The organism is Vibrio sp. CB1-5, from assembly GCF_059412285.1.
On sequence record NZ_JBJHPB010000025.1, the window covers coordinates 1 to 15,158 of the forward strand.

At 48.6% G+C, this 15,158-nt stretch carries 17 protein-coding genes; 8 read left to right on the forward strand and 9 right to left on the reverse strand.

Features of this window, described 5'->3' with window-relative positions; genetic code table 11:
• Positions 1-134 precede the first annotated feature (134 nt).
• The gene (locus tag ACJB0T_RS16425) at positions 135-683 is read left to right on the forward strand and encodes a gamma carbonic anhydrase family protein (protein WP_479292158.1); all 549 of its coding nucleotides are present in this window, start codon (positions 135-137) and stop codon (positions 681-683) included.
• 11 nt (positions 684-694) lie between these two features.
• On the opposite strand, the gene ACJB0T_RS16430 is transcribed toward ACJB0T_RS16425, so the two are convergent.
• The 4 genes from ACJB0T_RS16430 to tsaC form a co-directional block, all read right to left on the reverse strand.
• Entirely contained in the window at positions 695-958 is a 264-nt protein-coding gene (locus ACJB0T_RS16430; RefSeq protein WP_112481093.1) for a DUF1488 family protein, read from the reverse strand.
• Position 959: 1 nt separating this feature from the next.
• Positions 960-1,790 carry a shikimate dehydrogenase gene (gene aroE, locus ACJB0T_RS16435; RefSeq protein ID WP_479292156.1) on the reverse strand — a complete coding sequence of 277 codons (831 nt, stop codon included), beginning with the start codon at positions 1,788-1,790 and terminating at the stop codon, positions 960-962.
• Between the two features lie 99 nt (positions 1,791-1,889).
• Complete coding sequence (gene hemF, locus ACJB0T_RS16440; RefSeq protein ID WP_479292154.1) at positions 1,890-2,795, reverse strand: oxygen-dependent coproporphyrinogen oxidase; 906 nt, start codon at positions 2,793-2,795, stop codon at positions 1,890-1,892.
• A 9-nt stretch (positions 2,796-2,804) separates the two neighbouring features.
• Positions 2,805-3,362: an L-threonylcarbamoyladenylate synthase type 1 TsaC gene (gene tsaC, locus ACJB0T_RS16445; protein WP_112481089.1), complete on the reverse strand. Its 558-nt coding sequence runs from the start codon at positions 3,360-3,362 to the stop codon at positions 2,805-2,807.
• 183 nt (positions 3,363-3,545) lie between these two features.
• Here tsaC and purE point away from each other — a divergent pair, with 183 nt between their 5' ends.
• Both purE and ACJB0T_RS16455 read left to right on the forward strand, forming a co-directional pair.
• The gene (gene purE, locus ACJB0T_RS16450; RefSeq protein WP_042478050.1) at positions 3,546-4,031 is read left to right on the forward strand and encodes a 5-(carboxyamino)imidazole ribonucleotide mutase; all 486 of its coding nucleotides are present in this window, start codon (positions 3,546-3,548) and stop codon (positions 4,029-4,031) included.
• Positions 4,032-4,033: 2 nt separating this feature from the next.
• On the forward strand, positions 4,034-5,164 hold the full coding sequence (locus tag ACJB0T_RS16455) for a 5-(carboxyamino)imidazole ribonucleotide synthase (protein WP_479292353.1): 1,131 nt from the start codon (positions 4,034-4,036) through the stop codon (positions 5,162-5,164).
• A 49-nt stretch (positions 5,165-5,213) separates the two neighbouring features.
• On the opposite strand, the gene ACJB0T_RS16460 is transcribed toward ACJB0T_RS16455, so the two are convergent.
• From ACJB0T_RS16460 to ACJB0T_RS16475, 4 genes are read right to left on the reverse strand one after another with little or no spacing between them, the layout of a single operon-like run.
• Positions 5,214-5,792, reverse strand: coding sequence for a DNA topoisomerase family protein (locus tag ACJB0T_RS16460; RefSeq protein ID WP_479292152.1), 579 nt, complete (start codon positions 5,790-5,792; stop codon positions 5,214-5,216).
• A gap of 45 nt (positions 5,793-5,837) precedes the next feature.
• Positions 5,838-6,314: a DUF494 family protein gene (locus ACJB0T_RS16465; protein ID WP_479292150.1), complete on the reverse strand. Its 477-nt coding sequence runs from the start codon at positions 6,312-6,314 to the stop codon at positions 5,838-5,840.
• 2 nt (positions 6,315-6,316) lie between these two features.
• The gene (gene dprA / locus ACJB0T_RS16470; RefSeq protein ID WP_479292149.1) at positions 6,317-7,417 is read right to left on the reverse strand and encodes a DNA-processing protein DprA; all 1,101 of its coding nucleotides are present in this window, start codon (positions 7,415-7,417) and stop codon (positions 6,317-6,319) included.
• Between the two features lie 11 nt (positions 7,418-7,428).
• Positions 7,429-8,508 carry a LysM peptidoglycan-binding domain-containing protein gene (locus ACJB0T_RS16475; RefSeq protein WP_479292146.1) on the reverse strand — a complete coding sequence of 360 codons (1,080 nt, stop codon included), beginning with the start codon at positions 8,506-8,508 and terminating at the stop codon, positions 7,429-7,431.
• 115 nt (positions 8,509-8,623) lie between these two features.
• Here ACJB0T_RS16475 and def point away from each other — a divergent pair, with 115 nt between their 5' ends.
• The 5 genes from def to ACJB0T_RS16500 all read left to right on the forward strand — a co-directional run bounded on the left by def (position 8,624) and on the right by ACJB0T_RS16500 (position 14,421).
• On the forward strand, positions 8,624-9,133 hold the full coding sequence (def, locus tag ACJB0T_RS16480; RefSeq protein ID WP_446648901.1) for a peptide deformylase: 510 nt from the start codon (positions 8,624-8,626) through the stop codon (positions 9,131-9,133).
• A 36-nt stretch (positions 9,134-9,169) separates the two neighbouring features.
• Positions 9,170-10,117, forward strand: coding sequence for a methionyl-tRNA formyltransferase (gene fmt, locus ACJB0T_RS16485; protein ID WP_479292143.1), 948 nt, complete (start codon positions 9,170-9,172; stop codon positions 10,115-10,117).
• A 90-nt stretch (positions 10,118-10,207) separates the two neighbouring features.
• Positions 10,208-11,488, forward strand: coding sequence for a 16S rRNA (cytosine(967)-C(5))-methyltransferase RsmB (rsmB, locus tag ACJB0T_RS16490; protein WP_479292142.1), 1,281 nt, complete (start codon positions 10,208-10,210; stop codon positions 11,486-11,488).
• 101 nt (positions 11,489-11,589) lie between these two features.
• Complete coding sequence (gene trkA, locus ACJB0T_RS16495) at positions 11,590-12,966, forward strand: Trk system potassium transporter TrkA (RefSeq protein ID WP_479292140.1); 1,377 nt, start codon at positions 11,590-11,592, stop codon at positions 12,964-12,966.
• Positions 12,967-12,975: 9 nt separating this feature from the next.
• A complete protein-coding gene (locus ACJB0T_RS16500) occupies positions 12,976-14,421 on the forward strand; it encodes a TrkH family potassium uptake protein (protein ID WP_479292138.1) in 1,446 nt (481 codons plus the stop codon).
• A 17-nt stretch (positions 14,422-14,438) separates the two neighbouring features.
• Here ACJB0T_RS16500 and trhA read toward each other — a convergent pair whose 3' ends face one another.
• Complete coding sequence (gene trhA, locus ACJB0T_RS16505; RefSeq protein ID WP_479292136.1) at positions 14,439-15,089, reverse strand: PAQR family membrane homeostasis protein TrhA; 651 nt, start codon at positions 15,087-15,089, stop codon at positions 14,439-14,441.
• Positions 15,090-15,158 lie beyond the last annotated feature (69 nt).

Sequence of the window (15,158 nt, forward strand, 5' to 3'; positions counted from 1 at the left end):
AAATCACATTGGCAATACCCTAAATACAGTTTTTTTGCTTTTTTTGTTCGCATGGTTATTTTTTGTGCTTTGGCGCTGTAATTTGCCGCAATAACTCGCCAAAATAGCTCTGTCCCATAGAAATAGAGACTGATATGACTTCAATTCGTAGTTACAAAGGCATCACCCCACAACTGGACGACTCCGTCTACATAGATGAAACCAGTGTGATTGTTGGCGATGTTCGATTTGGCAAAGATGCCAGTGTATGGCCGCTTGTGTCCGCGCGTGGTGATGTTAACCATATAGAAATTGGCGAGCGCACCAATATCCAAGACAATAGCGTGTTACATGTTACTCATAAGAACGCAGAGAACCCTGAAGGTTACCCTCTACTAATAGGTAATGATGTCACCATCGGTCATAAGGTGATGCTGCACGGGTGCATTATAAAAGATCGCGTTCTTGTCGGTATGGGCAGTATTGTGCTTGATGGCGCCACCATTGAATCAGATGTGATGATTGGTGCGGGTTCTTTAGTACCACCGAACAAAGTATTAGAAAGTGGTTATCTGTATGTGGGTAGTCCGGTAAAACAGGCTCGTCCTCTTACCGAGAAAGAAAGAGCCTTTTTACTTCGCTCTGCCAACAACTATGTGCAGAATAAAAATGACTACATGCAGGATGTGCACGCCATTCGTTAGCGAATCATGGCTTAGTTAATGACAACACGTCCCTGTTCATCGAAAGCTTCATCCTCTATGAGGCTTTCTGCTATCTCTTCTAGATCAAAACGAACAGCCTCAAAGCACTCAAACGCCTGTTCCTTAGCAACCTCATTCAAACCATTTAATCTAGCAAGCTTCTCCAGCCCAACAAGACAAACAATCAACATCCCTGCTTGTTGGGCGTGAAACTCAACCATGCCTAGTTCTTGGTTCCATTCAAGCTGATCTGAAAACAAAATTGATTGGTTCATGTTATAGACCTTCTAGATTCTTTCTTAACTCACGTAAGATCTGTTTCGTGCCTGGTCTTAGGCCGCGCCATAGCATGAAGCTTTCTGCCGCCTGACCCACTAGCATGCCTAAACCATCATAGGCAAACCTAGCTCCTGACTCTTTCGCCCATTGGTTGAAAGTCGTCAAACCCTGTCCATAGGTCATATCATAACTCACAGTATGGCCAGCAAAGATTGCATCACTGATATCAGGCAGTTGTTTATACAGACTGGTTGAAGCAGAGTTAATCACCACATCATAGGCACGAGTTACGTCACTCATAGGTACCGCATTAATCTGACCAAAAGGCTTAAATAGCTCGGCAAGCTGCTGCGCTTTCTCAAACGTACGGTTGGTAATAGTAATAGAGGCTGGTTTTTGGTCGAGTAACGGCTTTAATACACCACGCGCCGCACCACCCGAGCCAATCACTAGTATAGAAGCGCCTTCTAGCTGAACTTGATGTTGCAGTAAGTCCTGAACTAAACCCTCGCCATCGGTGTTATCGCCAATGATCTCGCCATCATCCAGCTTCTTAAGAGTATTAACTGCGCCCGCAAGCTGAGCACGCTCGGTCAGGCGACCTGCAAACTGAAAAGCATCTTCTTTAAACGGTGCGGTAATGTTGCACCCTTTACCACCCGATTGGAAAAATTCGGTGGCAGCCTGCTTAAACGCATCAGGCTCTGGCTGCTGGCTTACATATTCAAGATTTTGCGAGGTCTGTCTTGCGAAGAGCGTATGGATATACGGTGATTTGCTTTGCGAGATGGGGTTACCAAACACCACGTATTGATCGGGCTTGCTCATGTTTATGCCTACTGTCCTTGTAATGGGTACCGAAATGTATAGTTCGACACTATCACTTCGGCACACATTCGCCAAGTTGAACAAAGGCTGTTGGTTAGATTACCACTCTCTTGGTTTTAGATAGTCGTTATAGAGGCGCGCTTCTTCACTTCCCTCTTGTGGCTCATAGCTGTATTCCCAGCGAGCCAATGGCGGCATTGACATAAGAATGGACTCAGTGCGACCACCACTTTGCAAGCCAAATAACGTGCCACGGTCGTAAACAAGATTGAATTCAACATAACGACCGCGACGATAAAGCTGGAAGTTGCGCTCACGTTCGCCATATTGCTCAGCTTTGCGTTTTTCGACAATTGGCAGGTATGCATCGGTGTAGCCGTTCCCCACCGCTTGCATGTAAGCGAACGAACGTTCAAAGCCCCACTGATTTAAATCATCAAAGAACAAACCACCAACACCGCGCGTCTCATTACGGTGTGGTAGGAAGAAATAGTCATCACACCATTTTTTGTGCTCCGCATACACCTCATCACCGAATGGCAGGCAAATCTGCTTCGCCGTATCATGCCAATGCTGGCAATCCTCTTCATATGGATAGAATGGCGTTAAGTCAAACCCGCCGCCAAACCACCAAATCGGATCCTCACCCTCTTTCTCAGCGATAAAGAAACGTACATTGGCATGTGACGTTGGGATATACGGGTTCTTGGGATGAATCACCAGCGATACACCCATGGCTTCGAACTTGCGCCCAGCGAGTTCTGGTCTGTGCGCTGTGGCTGATGCCGGCATCTTGTCCCCAAACACATGGGAGAAGTTCACCCCACCTTGCTCAAACACTTGGCCATCTTTCATAACGCGACTGCGGCCACCACCACCTTGCTCACGCTGCCACTCATCCTGTTGAAAGGTCGCGGCGCCATCTTGTTGTTCGAGCTTTTGGCAGATATCGTCTTGAAGCTTAAGAAGGAATGTCTTTACTTGATGTTTATCGACTTGCTGCACGAGAACTCCTTAGCCTTGTCGTAGTACTTTAAGGGTGCGAGCATCGCGGATTTCGCTCGGCTTATTACGGCCACCCGTCTCACCTTCAAGGATTGAAGACAAACGAGAACCCAATTGCTGTTTAACTTCTTCGGTTGTCATGCAAGATGGCATGCCTGATAAATTAGCACTGGTCGAAGTAATTGGCTTGCCATAGGCCAAACACAATTTTTGCACCAACTCATGATCCGTGACACGCACAGCGATGGTATCAAACGCGCCACTTAACCAAGGGGATACACGTGCACTTGCTGGCATGATCCAGGTATACGGGCCAGGCCAAGTTTGCTGAACACTCTCTAGCTGCTGCTCTGTCAGTTGAGTCTCATCAATATAAGGGCGAAGCTGCTCAAAATTCGCAGCGATCAAAATAAGTCCCTTTTCAACCGGACGCTCTTTGACAGCAAGAAGCTTTTCAATGGCTTGCGTATCGTCTGGGTCGCAACCCACGCCAAATACTCCTTCCGTTGGATAAGCAATTACTTCACCGGATTGAAGCGCCGCAACTGTGGTTTGAAAATTATCCACCGAGACTTCCTTTTATTAAAAGCTAAACAAATATTTTACATTTCTACGGCACTATGCTCAAAACCCGAGTGAGAATCCAGAAAAAAACACAAAAATCACTCGCGCAAACGTTTTCCTAAGAAAAAAATCCTCGTATAATGCGCGCAAATTAGTCCATTTCCACACGCCTTGAAGGAGCTTCGGATGAAAGTCGGCATTATTATGGGTTCAAAATCAGATTGGCCAACCATGAAACTAGCAGCAGAAATGCTGGATCAGTTTGGTGTGGATTATGAAACCAAGGTTGTTTCTGCTCACCGCACACCGCAGCTACTCGCTGACTACGCGACTTCTGCGAAAGAGCGCGGTATCTCAGTCATCATCGCTGGTGCTGGCGGCGCTGCGCACCTTCCAGGTATGGCAGCAGCGTTCACAAGCGTTCCTGTATTGGGCGTTCCTGTTCAAAGCCGCGCACTGAAAGGCATGGACTCTCTATTGTCGATTGTTCAAATGCCAAAAGGCATCGCAGTTGGCACTCTGGCTATCGGTGAAGCAGGCGCAGCAAACGCGGGTATCCTAGCCGCGCAGATCATTGGTGTTCACGACAACGCCGTAATGGAAAAAGTTGAAGCGTTCCGCAGCCAACAAACAGAAACCGTACTTGCTAACCCAGATCCTTCTGAGGACTAATGATGAAACACGTACTGATTCTTGGAGCAGGCCAACTGGCGCGCATGATGTCGCTAGCCGGTGCCCCTCTGAATATCAAAATCTCAGCATTTGATGTGCGCAGTGAGAATATCGTTCACCCACTGACACTTGAAGTGCTGGGTAACGGTCTAGAGCATGCAATTGCTGAAGCTGACGTTATCACGGCTGAGTTCGAACACATTCCACTCGATGTACTCGCGATCTGTGAAAAAAGTGGCAAGTTCCTCCCATCGACAGACGCTATCAAAGCCGGTGGCGACCGCCGCATTGAAAAAGGCCTTCTCGACAGTGCGGGGGTAAAAAACGCCAAATACGCAGTCATCAATACACGCGCAGATTTTGATGCGGCAATTGCCTACGTTGGTCTGCCTATGGTGCTTAAGAGCGCATTGGGTGGCTACGATGGAAAAGGTCAGTGGCGATTAAAAACGCTTGATGATGTCGATGCAGTTTGGACAGAAATGGCCGAGTGTATTGAAGAATCAGAAAGCCAAGCCATCGTTGCTGAAGAGTTTGTCCCTTTCCAGCGCGAAGTATCACTGGTTGGCGCACGCAACAAACAAGGTGAGATTGCTATCTACCCGCTGGCTGAGAATGTGCATACCGATGGCGTACTGACGCTATCAACAGCGATTGATGAACAAGAACTGCAAGCTCAAGCGGCACAAATGTTTACCGCTGTAGCAGAGTCTTTGGACTATGTTGGTGTGCTTGCACTTGAGTTCTTCGATGTGAATGGCCAGCTACTTGTGAATGAGATTGCACCTCGCGTGCACAACTCTGGGCACTGGACACAACAAGGTGCGGACACTTGTCAGTTTGAAAACCATCTGCGTGCGGTATGCGATATGCCTCTTGGCTCAACACAAACCATTCGTGCCACGTCTATGGTGAACATTTTAGGCGAGGATACATTGCCAGCGGCGGTACACGGCCTGTCTGGTTGCCACGTTCATTGGTATGGCAAAGAGAAGCGCGCTGGACGTAAGATGGGTCACATCAATGTCACGGCCAATAACAAAGCGGCGCTTAAGGCGCAGCTACTCGCCTTGTCCGAGCTACTTGATGAAGCGGCTTTTCCCGCGCTGAAGCCAGCAGCTAAAGCCCTTTAAGCTGGGCGTAAACCTTTAAAAAATGGCTCCCTTGGGAGCCATTTTTTGTTTATTCGGTATCTTGAATTTTATGGCATCGCCTTGATGCACACTCTTGCACGGTTCCAGACGCTCGCTTTTTTTCCACCAGCAGCTCAAATCCACAAAACTGACAGTGACCCGCGATAGGGGGGTGATTGACCGCAAACTTACATTTTGGATACTGATCGCATGCATAGAAGGTTTTGCCGAATCGAGACTTTCTCTCTTTGAGTGCCCCTTTAGAACACTCAGGACAAGAGACCGAAGCTTGATCGGTTTGCTCTGGCTCTTCTTGCTTGTTGGGTGATTGAAGGAAGTGGCATTCTGGGTAATTGCTGCACCCAATGAACATACCAAAGCGTCCTTGACGTAGCAGTAGCTCAGAACCACAATCCGGACATGGCACCCCCAGCTCTTTGACGATATGGCCGTCATTTTGATGTAAGGGTTTAATATAGTCGCAGCTCGGATATTGGTCACACCCTAGAAAAGGGCCATGTTTGCCATTTTTGAGAAGCAGCTTACCGGACTGACATTGGGGACAAGGCTCATGATCTAAGGCGTGTTCATGAGCCGAGAAAAGTTGATTGTCGATTTTACCACTCATGGTGTTCTCTTAACGCGAGCAGCCCATTGAGTTGGGCTGGGAGGATTAATGCACCACACCTCTTTCAGCGGTGTAGATAAGCTCTTCCATGAGAGTGTACGCGTTTTCGTTGCCAGGAACATTGAACAAGACCATTAATATGATCCATTTCAGGTCATCGAGTTCAAAATCATTGGTTTCAAGCCTCATAACCCGGTCAATGACCATCTCGCGAGTTTCGGTGGTCAAGACGCCGATCTGCTCTAGGAACATCAGTAGGCCACGGCTTTTGACATCCATACGCGTCATTTCTTGCTGGGTATAGATTCGCGTAGAGGTCGCGGCACTCATCGCAATCGCAGAATGCTCATCGGTGTTTTGCAGCTCAGCAAGATCCTCAAGCCACTCTAGTGCCTTGTAGATATCTTTTTGCTTGAAGCCTGCTCTCAGTAGTTCATCCTCAAGTTCGTCTTGGTCTACCTGCAGATCTGCATCGCTATGCACGTAGGTTTCGAACAGGTACATCAGTATGTCCATCATCATAGCTAGCCTCTCCCCTTAAGAATATAACCACCGTTAACCGCAACAACATGGCCCAGTAACTCGAGCTCTAAAAGCTGTTGCATGACCTCTTGAACAGGAATATGGGACTTTTGAGCCAAAATATCAACCGGCGTTGCCTCTATTCCTACGTTAGCCAACAGATCTGCATATGGCAATTCTTCTTTATCAATAACTTGGTCGAAAAGTGTTGGTTGTACTTTTTTAGACCAGTTCGACAGAGATTCTATTTCACACAGTACATCTTCCACCTTTTGTACGAGGCAGGCACCAGTTTGTATTAATGAATGACACCCCTGATGATAGGCATGACGAATGGACCCTGGCACAGCAAACACCTCACGCCCCTGCTCTGCCGCATACCTTGCTGTAATTAACGAACCACTTTTCTCAGTTGCTTCCACGACGACAACGCCCAGCGATAAGCCACTGACAATTCGGTTTCGTCTTGGAAAGTGTTCAGCTCTCGGTTTTATCCAAGGTAGATGCTCGCTGACGAGCGCACCATGCTGAGCGATGCGATGCGCAAGCGACTTGTGTCGAGCGGGATAAATGGAATCCAGCCCAGATCCCAACACGGCGATAGTCTTGCCATTTGCCTCTAGCGCTCCTTGATGAGCATGACCGTCGATACCCAGCGCCAATCCACTTGTTACGCAATAACCAAAGTTAACGAACTCCGCTGCAAAGCTGCGCGCTGTTTCTAAACCACCAGCACTAGCGTTTCGGCTGCCAACCATGGCAATTTGCGGCTCTGATAATAGCGCCGCGTCACCTTGTACAAAAAGAACTGGCGGACAACCTTTGGACTCTCGCAGTAACGTTGGATACTCATGGTCTTGTTGAAGAAGAATATGATTATTCGCATTCTCTCGCCAAGCCAAGGCTCGCTCTGCGAGCTCAATAGATTGCTTGCGAATAAAACTAACCTGATTGGACTTGAGTCCAATGGCCGATAATGTCCGCTCATCCGACTCAACGATATTACGCGGATCATCCACAGCGAGCAGCTTATAGAATGTCACAGGGCCAATGCCAGGACATAAAGAAAGTCGCAGCCACGCTAAGACAGTGCTGTCATCCATGAAGGTGTCCATTAGCTTTTTGCGCGTCTAGAAACGGGAACAACCAACATCTGCTGGGTAATGGGCTCACTTGCCTCAATGATTACCGCAATGCTAAAAAAAGCATAACTGCGGATCACCACAACTTGCCCCACTTCAATAGTTGGCATCATCAGCGCGGTCTCTTCGCTATCTCCTTCCACCAGCCCAAATTCTCCTTGGGAAAATTGAAAGCCATGAGCTGGTTTCGCCAACGAGTAACTACTGCCCTGTTCAACTCGAGACACATAGCCGCGATTAAGCACCACGGCCTGCCCTCTGACGACATAATTCACCTCATCCATCATTCCCGCAATGCTGAGATCATCAATGGCGGGGCCAGCATGAGGCTGAAAGTGATTAATGTGTTCTGGAGTCTGAATGGCCGACAGAGGGATGGCGACGTCGCCTTGCTTGATTTCATGAATGAACCTTTCAATCTCTAGAGTGGTCACGCCACCAGCTTGAGGCTGACTGCGCGCTTTCGCCACCATTCTGACTTGCTGCATGCTGTATTCTGGCTGCGGAGCAGCAAAGCGCTGGCTAACACGGTAAATAGCCCATTCCGTTTCATCACCTTGATAATCAATATAGACATCATCTTCAGCGGTCACATAGTTGAGTCCTTCGCTAGAACCAATCACTTTCGGGAAGTTTGCCAGTTCACTTTCGAGTACCAGGCCCTCTCTTTGAGTATAACGAGCTTGAGTCAGGGCATTAATGGCAAAGATGGGCGCCTTGGTGGTCACTTGCATCGTCGGCGACAACTTTTTCGTCGCTTTACGCACCAAACGAGGTTGACCGTCAACCCAAGTCAGTATCAGTTTGTCGCCGGGATAAATAAGGTTAGGATCACCAATGTGCTTGTTATGGTTCCATAGCTCTGGCCAGCGCCATGGCGAGTGCAAATACAGACTGGAAATATCCCACAAGGTATCGCCCTGTTTTACCTGATAAACAGCAGGAACAGTCCCTTTAATAGTGAGTGGATTATCAGCGAAAGAAGTAAAGCTCAGAATGAGTGTGGTAACAACAATGTAAACCCTCAATAACAGCACATTTCCCTGTTTCATACACCGCAATCCTTCGCTTTGTTTCAAGGGATGCTGTCATTTAGGTTGGAAAATGTCTAGAATTGAACCAACAAAGCCCAAGCCTATTCGGCACAGTTCAACATTTTGAGTGTATATGTCTGTATTACAAGTATTAACTTTCCCGGATGATCGCCTAAGAACGGTAGCAAAGCCCGTTGAAGCGGTAACGCCGGAAATCCAAAAAATCGTCGATGACATGATTGAAACCATGTATGACGAAGAAGGTATCGGTCTGGCAGCAACCCAAGTTGACGTTCATCAGCGAATTGTTGTGATTGATATTTCAGATACTCGCGACGAGCCTATGGTACTGATTAACCCTGAAATCACAGAAAAACGTGGTGAAGACGGTATCGAAGAAGGTTGCCTTTCTGTTCCTGGCGCTCGTGCATTAGTTTCTCGCGCAGCGGAAGTAACGGTGAAAGCACTTAACCGCGATGGTGAAGAGTTCACTTTCGATGCAGATGACCTACTGGCTATCTGTGTTCAGCATGAGCTTGACCACCTAGAGGGTAAACTGTTTGTTGATTACCTATCCCCTCTAAAGCGCAAGCGCATTAAAGACAAGCTTGAGAAAATTAAGCGCTTTAACGCCAAGCAATAAGTCAACGAATAAGAATTTAAGTTAAGAGAGGTCAGTGTGAGCCAATCATTACGTATTGTGTTTGCCGGTACTCCAGACTTCGCCGCCCGTCACTTGGCGGCGTTATTGTCTTCGGAGCATGAGGTTATCGCGGTTTATACCCAGCCAGATCGCCCTGCGGGTCGTGGTAAAAAACTCACGGCAAGTCCTGTAAAGAACATCGCGCTTGAGCATGACATTCCGGTTTATCAACCAGTCAATTTCAAGTCTGATGAGGCAAAACAAGAATTAAAAGATCTCAATGCCGATATCATGGTTGTCGTGGCATACGGCCTGTTACTTCCTCAAGCTATACTGGATACTCCAAAGCTGGGTTGCATCAACGTACATGGCTCAATCCTACCTCGCTGGCGTGGTGCTGCGCCGATTCAACGCTCTATCTGGGCGGGTGATGAGGAAACAGGCGTAACTATTATGCAAATGGATATCGGCCTTGATACCGGTGACATGCTAAAAATTGCCACATTGCCAATTGAAGCTACCGATACCAGCACCACCATGTATGACAAGCTTGCCGAATTGGGACCAGAAGCTCTGGTTGATTGTCTTGGTGATATCGCTGCAAGCAAGGCAACCCCTGTCAAACAAGATGATGAGCAAGCCAATTACGCTAGCAAGCTGAGCAAAGACGAAGCGAAGATCGATTGGTCACAAAACGCCGCGTTTATCGAGCGCTGTGTGCGTGCCTTTAACCCATGGCCGATGAGTTTCTTCTCTGTAGAAGAGAACAACATCAAAGTTTGGCAATCTCGCGTTGAAGTGGGTGCGACAGAGGCGCCTGCGGGGACTATCCTTAAGGCTGATAAAACAGGAATTTACGTTGCAACGGGTAACGACACCTTGGTTCTAGAACAAATCCAGATCCCAGGTAAGAAAGCGATGTCAGTGAGTGACGTACTCAATTCCAAAGCCAGCTGGTTTGAAGTCGGCAGTATCCTAGGTTAGTGATACACACCGCATACGATATTTAGGGCCAGTACTGACCAGTACAGGCCCTAGTTTGTTTTCATAGCAACACAAATTTAGGTAACTAACATGAACGTTCGCGCTGTCGCGGCTAATATCCTTTTCCAAGTGGTTGATAAAGGCCAATCGCTCTCGAGTGCACTTCCATTAGGTCAACAGCAGGTAAAACCTCGCGACCAAGCACTGCTTCAAGAAATCTGTTTTGGTGCACTTCGAATTCTGCCTCGCCTTGAGTCTGTCGCATCCGAACTGATGGATAAGCCACTCAAGGGCAAACAGCGCGTGTTTCATCACCTGATTTTGGTGGGTCTTTACCAAATCGGTCACATGCGTATTCCAGCTCACGCCGCCGTTGGTGAAACCGTGGAAGCGACCAAAACGCTAAAAGGCCCGAGGCTGCGCGGCTTAATCAACGCAGTACTGCGAAACTACCAACGCAATCAAGAAGAGCTAGACCAAAAGTCGGTCAGCCACAATGCAGGTAAGTACGGTCACCCAAGCTGGCTATTAAAACTTCTGCAGCAAAGCTACCCAGAACAGTGGGAAAGCATTGTTGAAGCCAACAACATGAAAGCACCGATGTGGCTACGCGTGAACCACCAGCACCTACCTCGTGACGATTATCAAGCGCTTCTCAAAAATGAAGGCATAGATTCCACCTCTCACCCAGAAGCGCAAGATGCCCTAAAATTGGCCGCCCCTTGTGACGTGACGAAACTTCCGGGCTTTGAAAAAGGCTGGGTATCAGTTCAAGATGCCGCGGCGCAGCTGTCAATCAACTATCTGCAACCACTAGATGGTGAGCTAATTTTAGACTGTTGTGCAGCGCCAGGTGGTAAAACCGCCCATATTCTTGAGCGCACCAACGGCAGCCAAGTGGTGGCTATTGATTGTGACGAGACGCGACTGAAGCGTGTCCACGACAACCTTAAACGCCTCAACCTACAAGCGAAAGTCGTTTGCGGTGATGCAAGAACGCCACAAGAGTGGTGGCAGGGCGAGCAATTTGACCGTATTTTGTTGGATGCTCCGTGTTCTGCAACTGGTGTTATTCGTCGTCACCCTGATATTAAATGGCTGCGTCGTGCGGATGACATTGAAGCGCTTGCAGAGCTACAACGCGAGATCTTTGATGCTATGTGGCAGCAACTGAAAGTGGGTGGCACCTTGGTGTACGCTACGTGCTCTATCACGCCACAAGAGAACAAAGACCAAGTGATTGCGTTCTTGGCTCGCACTGAAAACGCTGAACTTATTGGCTCAGATAAAGAGAACCCTGGACGTCAGATTCTTCCGGGTGAGCACGATATGGATGGCTTCTATTACGCAGTTCTACAAAAGACACAGTAATCGAGCATTGTGTAGGGAACTTAAAAATCAATAGCATGCTAACTTATTGATGGCTATGCTATTGACGTAACGAGTGTATAAAAACAGAAGAGCGAAATGTTATGAAAATCATCATTCTTGGAGCTGGTCAAGTTGGTGGCACCCTGGCGGAGAACCTGGTGGGGGAAAACAACGATATCACTATCGTCGACCGCGACAGCGACCGCTTAAGAGAGCTGCAAGATAAGTATGATTTGCGTGTCGTCAATGGCTACGCTTGTCACCCAGACGTGCTACGAGAAGCCGGCGCGCAAGATGCCGATATGTTGGTCGCCGTGACCAATATGGACGAAACCAACATGGCAGCCTGTCAGGTAGCATTTTCGCTGTTCAATACCCCTAACCGTGTCGCGCGTATTCGCTCCCGTGAATACCTGATTGAAAAAGAGAGCTTGTTTAAATCCGGTGCAATTCCAGTTGACCATCTGATTGCCCCTGAAGAACTCGTCACCAGCTACATCGAAAGACTGATCCAATACCCAGGCGCCCTGCAAGTGGTCAGCTTTGCGGATGAACGCGTCAGTCTCGTCGCGGTAAAAGCGTACTACGGTGGCCCGCTAGTGGGCAATGCTCTATCGACTCTGCGTGAGCACATGCCGCACATCGACACCCGCGTAGCAGCGATTTTCCGTCAAGGCCGCCCCATCCGTCCACAAGGCACCACCATTATTGAAGCCGATGATGAAGTGTTCTTCGTCGCAGCAAGCAACCATATTCGCTCGGTAATGAGTGAGCTGCAGCGCCTAGAGAAGCCTTACCGCCGCATCATGATTGTGGGTGGTGGTAACATCGGCTCCAGTCTTGCCAAGCGCCTTGAGCAAAACTACAGCGTTAAACTGATTGAGCGCAGCTATCAACGTGCAGAGAAGCTGTCTGAAGAGCTAGAAAACACCATTGTCTTCTGTGGTGATGCCGCAGACCAAGAGCTGCTCGCAGAAGAAAACATCGATCAAGTCGATGTATTTATTGCACTCACCAACGAAGATGAAACCAACATCATGTCGGCGATGCTGGCGAAGAAAATGGGCGCAAAGAAGGTGATGGTGCTTATCCAGCGCGGTGCTTATGTTGACCTCGTCCAAGGCGGCACCATTGATGTCGCAATTTCTCCTCAGCAAGCAACGATTTCGGCTCTGCTTACTCATGTTCGTCGTGCGGATATCGTTAACGTATCTTCACTACGTCGCGGCGCGGCCGAAGCTATCGAAGCGGTTGCGCATGGTGATGAAACTACCTCCAAAGTGGTTGGCAAAGCCATTGGTGAAATCAAACTACCACCGGGTACCACCATTGGCGCGATTGTGCGTGGTGAAGAAGTATTGATTGCCCACGACCGAACCATTATCGAGCAAGATGACCACGTGGTGATGTTCTTGGTTGATAAGAAATACGTGCCTGATGTTGAGGCATTATTCCAGCCGAGCGCGTTCTTCTTGTAAGGCAATTTTATGGTTAACGCCCGTCCGGTCTCGTTCGTTATAGGGTTGGTGCTCTCTAAGCTCGCCCTATTTATGTACGTGCCGACTCTAGTCGCCTTCTTTACTGGTACTGATGGTTTCCTCGACTTTGGTCTTGCGGTCATCATTACTCACATCGCGGCTTTCCTATGCCTATCCATCGGCCGAACCAAGCACTTTAAATTGGGTGTTCGAGACATGTTCTTGATCACCAGTTTAGTGTGGACCATTGCCAGTGCGTTTGCGGCTCTGCCTTTTGTATTTATCAACCACATTAGCTTTACCGATGCCTACTTTGAGACCATGTCAGGCATCACTACCACCGGCTCAACCGTACTCAGCGGCCTCGATATTATGGCACCGAGTATCTTGCTGTGGCGCTCAATATTACAGTGGCTCGGCGGTATCGGCTTTATTGTGATGGCAGTAGCCGTCTTGCCGATGCTCAACGTCGGCGGGATGCGACTGTTCCAGACCGAGTCTTCCGACTGGTCTGATAAAAGTAGCCCGCGCGCGAAAACGGTCGCGAAAAACATTGTGATGGTGTATTTAGTGCTGACGGGACTGTGCTTGCTCGGCTACCTTGCTACCGGCATGAACCTATTCGATGCCATTAACCACTCGTTTACCACGTTATCCACGGGCGGCTACTCCACCTCTGATGGCTCAATGAACCACTTTTCAGAAGGGTCACATTGGGTCGGTACCGTGTTTATGTTCTTGGGCGGCTTACCCTTCTTGCTGTTTGTGGCTGCACTATCGAAACGCGACCCGAGAGTATTGTTTAATGACGCTCAAGTGCGCGGCTTTGGTTATCTATTCTTAGTAGCCAGTACGGTTGTGGCTCTTTGGCTGTTTATCGAGGACGGCTATGCGTTGGACGATGCCTTCCGCGTTTCTATGTTCAACATCGTCTCAGTAGTCACAACAACAGGATTTGGTTTAGAAGACTTCACCGCTTGGGGACCACTACCTTCAGTGGTGTTTGCATTTATGATGATGGTGGGGGCGTGCTCAGGTTCAACCTCTGGCGGCATTAAGATCTTCCGCTTTCAGATCGCAGTGACTCTACTACATAAACAGATGATGAAGCTTATTCACCCTTCTGGCGTGTTTGTACAGCGTTACAACCAACGACCAGTGAACGATGACATCGTGCGCTCAGTGGTGGCCTTTGGTTTGATGTTCTTTGTGACTATCATAGTCCTTGCAGGTGCACTCAGCGCAATGGGTCTAGATCCCACTACCAGTATCTCTGGCGCGATTACCGCCGTTGCCAATGTGGGACCAGGAATGGGCTCAATCATTGGCCCGACTGGAAACTTCGCACCACTTCCCGATGCGGCAAAATGGCTGCTGAGCTTAGGTATGTTGATGGGACGCTTGGAAATCCTCACGCTCATTGTACTGTTCTTCCCTGCATTCTGGCGCCGTTAATCGCGGCGTTATCTCGGTTACACGGGAGTCACGTACCAATACACAGCAAAAAAGTGACACGCCGCTCCCCCTAACACAAACAGATGCCAGATAGCGTGATTATAGGGTATGCGCTTGTTGGCGTAGAACACTACGCCCAGTGTGTAAATTGCCCCGCCGGCAGCGAGTAAGATTAGACCTGAAGGGTCAAGGTGTTTGGCAAGCTGGTAAATCACGATGAGCGATAGCCACCCCATCACCAGGTAAGTAATCAATGACGCACGTTTAAAGCGATAGACAAAAAACAGCTTCATGATAATGCCAATCACCGCAAGCGCCCAAATCACCACCATCAACCCAATCGCAAGTGGCGTGCGTAAACTCACCAGCATAAATGGGGTATAGCTACCCGCGATCAATAAGAAAATAGCGCAGTGATCAAAAGTCTTAAGCCAACGCTTGCTGCTCGGGTGCGGAATGGAGTGATACAAGGTTGAGGCGAGGAACAAGGTGATCATGCTGCCGCCATACAGACTCATGCTGGTCATGGTCATCACATCGGCACCAGCGGCCAGCGAGCGCTGCAATAGCAACACCAATCCTAGGATCGACAGCAAGATTCCAATGCCATGGGTAACACTGTTGGCCCACTCTTCACGTGCGCTGTAGTGGGAAGTTATCGTCGACATGCCCGCATACTCTCATTTTGGTCACAAAATCAGAGTATGCCACATTCAGCGAACATGCGTTAGCTCAAA